The organism is Candidatus Frankia nodulisporulans (assembly GCF_902806475.1).
Taxonomy (GTDB): domain Bacteria; phylum Actinomycetota; class Actinomycetes; order Frankiales; family Frankiaceae; genus Frankia; species Frankia umida.
Genome location: NZ_CADCWS010000253.1, coordinates 1 through 5,870, shown reverse-complemented (window position 1 = coordinate 5,870; position 5,870 = coordinate 1). Strand labels below are relative to the sequence as shown.

Here is a 5,870-nt window from a genome sequence, read left to right as displayed (position 1 = left end):
CCAGGCCCCTTCGGTATTCCAGGCCCCTTCGGCATTCCAGGGTCTCGGTCGGGGTTCGGGACCGGGCCCGTTTGTGGGCTGCCCGTTCGGGCCATCCAGGTGGCCCTCGGGATGGTGGTGGCCACCCGGATGCGGGCGGGTCGCGGGCCCGTCGCGGTGGCTGCGGCCTGGCATACCGACGGGTTCGCGGGGGAACCGTCCGCCCCCGGTGATGAAACCCATATTCACCTCGGACCTTGCGCTCGGCGTCGTCCGGCATCCTGACCAGGGACCGCACCTGGGACCGCCGGGTAGTGGTCCGTGCCCGCGGGCGCACGGAGAACGACGGCAGTCAGGCTGCCGGCTCCGGCGCGGGAGGGGGCGACGCGCGCGACGCATGGGGGAGACGCCGGCGGAATCGACCTGGAACTGCGTAGCGAAGTGGTGATGGCCAGCAGTGGTGAGAAGAAGCAGTGGTTAGAAGGCTGGGAAGTTCCTACACCCTGCTGACCCGGGTCGGCCGGGGCGGTATGGGCGAGGTGTGGCGCAGCCATGACGAGGCAGGCAATGTTCTTGCCTTCAAACTGCTGCTGCCGCATTTCACCGCCGACCCTGGCGTGGTCGCCCGGTTCATGCGGGAACGCGCCATCCTGATCCGGGTTCAGTCGCCGTTCGTGGTGGCCATTCACGACCTGGTCGCCGAACGCGGTGATCTGGCCATCGTGATGGAGTACGTCGACGGTTCGGACCTGCGCCAGGAACTGCATCGACGGCGCACGCTACCGCCCGCCGAGGCGGTCGGCCTGATCGTCGACATCCTCACCGGGCTGGCGACCGCGCACCGGCTGGGCATCGTCCATCGTGACCTCAAACCGGAGAACGTGCTGCTCGACCGGCGGGACGGGACCTCGCAGCCCAAGGTCTCCGACTTCGGGATCGCCGGGCTGTGCGCCTCGGCGACCCGTCTGACCGTTCCCGGCGGGATGCTCGGCACCCCGCTGTACATGGCGCCGGAAAGCGTCGACGGGGGAGTGGTCGGCCCGGCCGCGGATGTCTACGCCGCCGGAACGATGCTCTACGAGATGCTCTGTGGCGTCGCGCCGTTCGCCGGCCGGGAGATGCTCTCCATCCTGCGTGCGCACGCGGACCTCGCGCCGGGACGGCCACCGGGCATCCCCGACGAGCTGTGGGCCGTGTTGGCCGCGATGCTCGCGAAGGACCCGCAGCAGCGGCCCGACGTCGATCAGCTGCGGGCCCTGCTGCCTGGTCTCGCGGGGATGGCCGCCGGTCTTGGCCTGGACACGCCCCCCGCCTCGAGCCGGGTCCACTCGATTCCCGTGCCTGAGCAGGTCCGGTCGCGGACCGGTGTTCCCTCCTGGGTGCCTGTCCCCGTCCGCTCGGGCGCGTCCGGCGAGGCGGCGGGGCTGCTGACGTCGCTGCCGCCCACGACCACCGGCGACAAGGCGGCCGTTCCCGTCGATCCCTCGTCCCTCTCGTCCCTCTCATTCCTCTCATCCCCCTCGTCTCTCTCATCCCCCTCGTCCCCGTCGGACCTGGCGGTCCCCGCGGATGCCGCTGGTTCCGCGGTGGCCGGCTTCGACGAGCCGGCGACCACCCCGGTGGCCATCCCCTCGATGCTCCGGTCAGGGACGGGACGTCCGGCAGCCGCCGCGCGGACCGCATCCGAGACCGAGCCGAAGACCGAGACCGCACGTGGCACCGAAAGCGGGACCGCAAGCGGGACCGATGCCAAGACCGGCGACGAGGCCGACGCCGAGGAACCGATCACCACGCCGACTCCGGTGCCGCCGTCCTTGCCCCTGCCACACCCCGGGCTCGACACGGCTCCCACCGAGCACACCGAGTTGGTACCACCACCGGCCGGTCGGACGGCTGTGCCCGGGGCGCGCTCGTCCGGAGCCCGCTCGTCCTCGGGGGCACGTTCGTCGTCAGCGCCGCGTTCGACTTCCGGATCACATTCGTCGGCAGGCGCGCGTGCGTCGGCTGGGTCACGTTCGTCAGCGGGCACGCGTGCGTCGGCGGGGTCGTCGGGCGCCTCGGCGGGGCGGGCGGAGCCGGCGGACCCGTCGGGCGGTTCGCATCCCGACTCCGCGGTGACGGTCATGGCCCCGCCGTTGACCGGTGGTGCCGCGGCGTCGAAAAGGGCGGCTGGTGCTCCCGCCGCCGCGTCCACGGCCGTCTCGGCGGCCGCGGCCGAGACCGCGGTGCGTGCCGCGGGCGGGCGTGGGACGTCCGGTCAACGTCCGGTCCGTCCGGTCCGTCCGGGGGGCACAAGCGGGGCGGGGGATCGGCGTTCGCCGACTGGCGGTGGCGGGCATCGGGCTCCGGGCTCGCGCTCCCGCATGGGTGAGTACCGCCGGTGGGTCGTGATCGGTGCGATCGGACTGACCCTGGTGCTCGTCGCGGTGGTGGTCGCCGCGCTCGGTGGCGGTGGCGACTCGCCGTCGGCTCCGACACCGACATCCCAGGTCAGCGGAGGGACGTCCGGGGGCGTGCCGGTGTCGCCGGGAGCCGGTATCGGCACGACGGGGATTCCCGCCGGACCGGGCGGCACGGATGGTCAGGGTGGCACCGGGCTGACCGGGCCCGCTACCTCGCAGGACGGTCGGACGAGGGTGGGCGGCTCGACCGCGGCCACCCGGGGCGCGGGTGGCGGTGCGGGACCGGCGGCTCCGGCCCCGGCGCCGACCCGGGCGACGCCGTCGCCGGCCGCCCCGGAGCCCAGCAGCGCCCCGACGCCCACCCATGCCCCGCCGTCGCCGACCCGCACCCCCGACCCTGATCCGCCGTCGCCGACCAGCGAACCATCGCCCGAACCCACGTCGGCCAGGCCCACGACCGCGAAGCCGACCGTGCGGGCAACGGCGTTGCCGACGATCAGACCCACCGGCAGGTCGACGTCGACCGCGAGCGCCGGTTCGACGCCCACCTGCGACGTCCCCTCCTCGGACGGCACCGCCTGCCCGACCGGGCGTGGCTGGCAGTCACTGGTCTCCGCCGAGGGCACCCGCGCCGGGATCGTCATGGTGTGACCCACCCGGCGCGATGGTGTGACCCACCCGGCCTTCGAGGTCGACCCGGGTGGGACGTCCGTCAGCAGGGTGGCGGTGTGCCGCCGGCCTGGCCGTTGGGTGGGCCTGTCGGGCAGCCGGTGGACGGGGACGCGCCGAGCGTCGGCTCGGTGCTGGTGGTCGGCCCGACGGTCGGGGACGCCCCGGAGGTCGGACCGGTGGTCGGGGACGGCGTGGGGCTCGCGGAACCCGGGAGGCTGGGCGTCGTCGTGACCCTGGCAGTGGCCGACGGGCCGACGGGGGACGGGGCCAGCGTGCCATCGGGCCCGACCGGTCGGCTCCGGGTCGGCGCCGACGGGCCCCGATGCGCGCCGCCGCGACCGTCCGCTCCGGCGCCGCCGGCACCCGGGTCGCCTCCCGGCCCCGGTGCCAGACCGCCCTGAGCCGGCGGCGGAGTCGGCTCCACCTGTGGGTGCGCACCGCCGGTGGCGGCGAACGCGACGACGACACTGGCCAGCAGCACGATCAGCAACGCGACGCTGGCCAACGGCGCGGCCCGACGCCAAGGCGCCGGCAACCAGCCGAAGACCGCGTCAAGACGCCCACCGCCCGGCGGCCCCACCGGTGGCACCGCCGGACACGGCGACGACTCCACCGCGGTCGACCCCACCGGCGAGCACACGTGGATCGTGGACGGAGAGCTGGGTCACGGCGCCGAGGCGCGGGTCGGTCTGCCCGGGCCGGCGGGGCACCGGCACCGTGCCGGCCGATTGGTCGTCATGCGGCGGTGGGGTCGGACGCAGCGCCAGGGGATGGGTCGGCTGGTCGGGTCGGTCGGGGTCGAGCGCCGCGGCGGGCCGCTCGGGGGTGCTCGGTGGCGGATGGGACTGCCACGGTGTGAGTGCCAGCGCCGCGGCCCGGTCGGCATCCGCGGGCGTGCGGACCTGAGGGTCCGCGACCAGGCCGCGGACCAGGTCGGCGGCGCTTGGCCGGTCCTGCGGGTGCCGGGCGAGGGCGGCCCGGACGAGCCCGACCAGCGCGTCGGGCACACCGGCGATGTCGGGCGGACGGTCCTCGCGCATCCGGGTGAGCACATCGGGCTCTTCGGAGGCGAACGGCGGATGCCCGGTCGCCGCGTAGGTCACGCAGGCCCCCCAGGCGAAGATGTCGGCGGCGGGGCCGGCCCGCTCGCCGCGCAGCTGCTCGGGTGCCATCCAGGCCAGGGTGCCGATGAGAATGCCGGTGCGGGTGTGGCTGGGGGTGCCGGTGGCCCGGGCGATGCCGAAGTCGATGACCTTCGGACCGTCCCAGGCCAGCAGGATGTTCGAGGGTTTGAGATCGCGGTGCACGACGCCGACGGCGTGGATCGCGATCAGCGCGTCGGCGAGCCCCACGCTGAACCCGTGCAGCAGGCGCTCCTCCATCTGCCCGTGGCGCAGTACCGCGTCGGCCAGACTGGTGCCCTCGACGTACTCGGTGGCAAGCCACGGGGCGGCGGCATCCGGATCGGCGTCGAGCACGGCGGCGACCGCCCGCCCGTGGACGCGCCGGGCCGCCGCGACCTCACGACGAAACCGCTCCCGGAACTCGGGGTCGCCCGCGAACCGGGCGTCGGGCACCTTGACCGCCGCCGCCCGCCCTTCGGCGTTGAACCCGAGATAGACCGTGCCCATCCCGCCGGCGCCGATGCGGTTGTGGATCGTGAACGGGCCGACCCGGCGCGGGTCACCCTCGACCAGCGGGGTCAGCACGGCCCGGCCTCGCCACCGGAGAGGGTGCCGCCGGCACCCCGCTGCCGTGGGAGTCGACCGCTCGCGGCGGACCGCCCGACCTGCGCCGAAATGGTCGCTCCTCCGATCACGCTTCGATCACGTTCTGATCATGTTCGGCGGGACGGCCCGACCGCCGTGGCAGCATGGTCCGGGGGTGCCGTCCATGCTGCCTCCAGACGTTAGCGTGTGGGTCCGACCGGCTGGGCCCAGCCGGTCGAGGTGGGCGCGTCGCCACCTGTGGCTACCGGCGTCTACCGGCGACTGCCCGTGGCGTTCGGGTCGTTGGGCGGGATCGTGTCCAGCGCGGTGAAGGCCGTGCCCGTCCACTCGAAGCGCACGTCGGCGTGGCCGGAGGGGGCGTTGGGCTGGTCCTGCGGATCGAACGTGGCATAGTGCAGGGTGACCCGGTAGTTGTTCGGTTGGCGGACGAGGGCGATGTGGGCGCTCGGCGCCGAGGTGTCCGTGCCGCGGTACTCGCCGTCGGCGAAGACGAAGGCGAACTGCTGCGGGTTGCCCCCGGCGGACCCACCGGTCCCGATCACCACGTTGAGCCGCCGGTCCTCCTGGTAGGTGCTCAGGTCCGGGTCGTAGCCCTTACCGCGGATGATCTGTGCCGCCTCGTCGGTGGACAGCACCTTCGGCGTCGCCGACGGCGTGCTGGTCGGCGTCTGGCTCGGGGTGGGGGACGTGCTGGGCGTGGTGGTCGTGGCGCTGGTCGTGGCCGGCGCGGTCGGCGTCGACGACGTCGGCGTGGTGCTGGCCGTCGCATCGACGCTGCTGGACGTGGTGACGGGTGTGTCCCCGCCGTTGTGGTCGCCGGTGAGAGCCACCGCGGCCGCGATCCCACCGCCCAGCAGCACCACCGCCAGCAGCACCCCGGCGATGATCGCGCTGCGCCCGCCGCCCGACCGACCCCCGTCCCCCCCGGACGATGGCCCGTGGTTCTGTGCCCCGTGGTTCTGCGCCCCGTGGTTCTGCGCCCCGTGGTTGTACGCCGCGCCGTAGCCGTCCGCGCCGTACCTGCCGGCGTCGTGGCCGGCGGCGCCCTGGCCGCCACCTCGGTAGCCGCTGGCGTCCCGGCCGGCCG

At 74.4% G+C, this 5,870-nt stretch carries 4 protein-coding genes; 1 reads left to right on the top strand and 3 read right to left on the bottom strand.

The window, feature by feature from the left end; all coding sequences use genetic code 11:
• Positions 1 to 452: 452 nt before the first annotated feature.
• Positions 453 to 3,032: a serine/threonine-protein kinase gene (locus G6R24_RS22705; protein ID WP_225438659.1), complete on the top strand. Its 2,580-nt coding sequence runs from the start codon at positions 453 to 455 to the stop codon at positions 3,030 to 3,032.
• A gap of 61 nt (positions 3,033 to 3,093) precedes the next feature.
• Here the strand turns inward: G6R24_RS22705 and G6R24_RS22700 are convergent, their stop codons facing one another.
• The 3 genes from G6R24_RS22700 to G6R24_RS17390 all read right to left on the bottom strand — a co-directional run.
• Positions 3,094 to 3,633 (bottom strand): hypothetical protein, encoded by a 540-nt coding sequence (locus G6R24_RS22700; RefSeq protein ID WP_225438658.1) that lies wholly within the window; start codon positions 3,631 to 3,633, stop codon positions 3,094 to 3,096.
• Positions 3,605 to 4,762, bottom strand: a complete 1,158-nt coding sequence (locus G6R24_RS22695; RefSeq protein ID WP_338084460.1) for a serine/threonine-protein kinase — start codon at positions 4,760 to 4,762, stop codon at positions 3,605 to 3,607. Before G6R24_RS22695 ends, G6R24_RS22700 begins: the two co-directional genes overlap by 29 nt.
• A gap of 272 nt (positions 4,763 to 5,034) precedes the next feature.
• On the bottom strand, positions 5,035 to 5,870 hold an 836-nt coding region (locus G6R24_RS17390), incomplete at its 5' end, for an LppP/LprE family lipoprotein (RefSeq protein ID WP_163550278.1).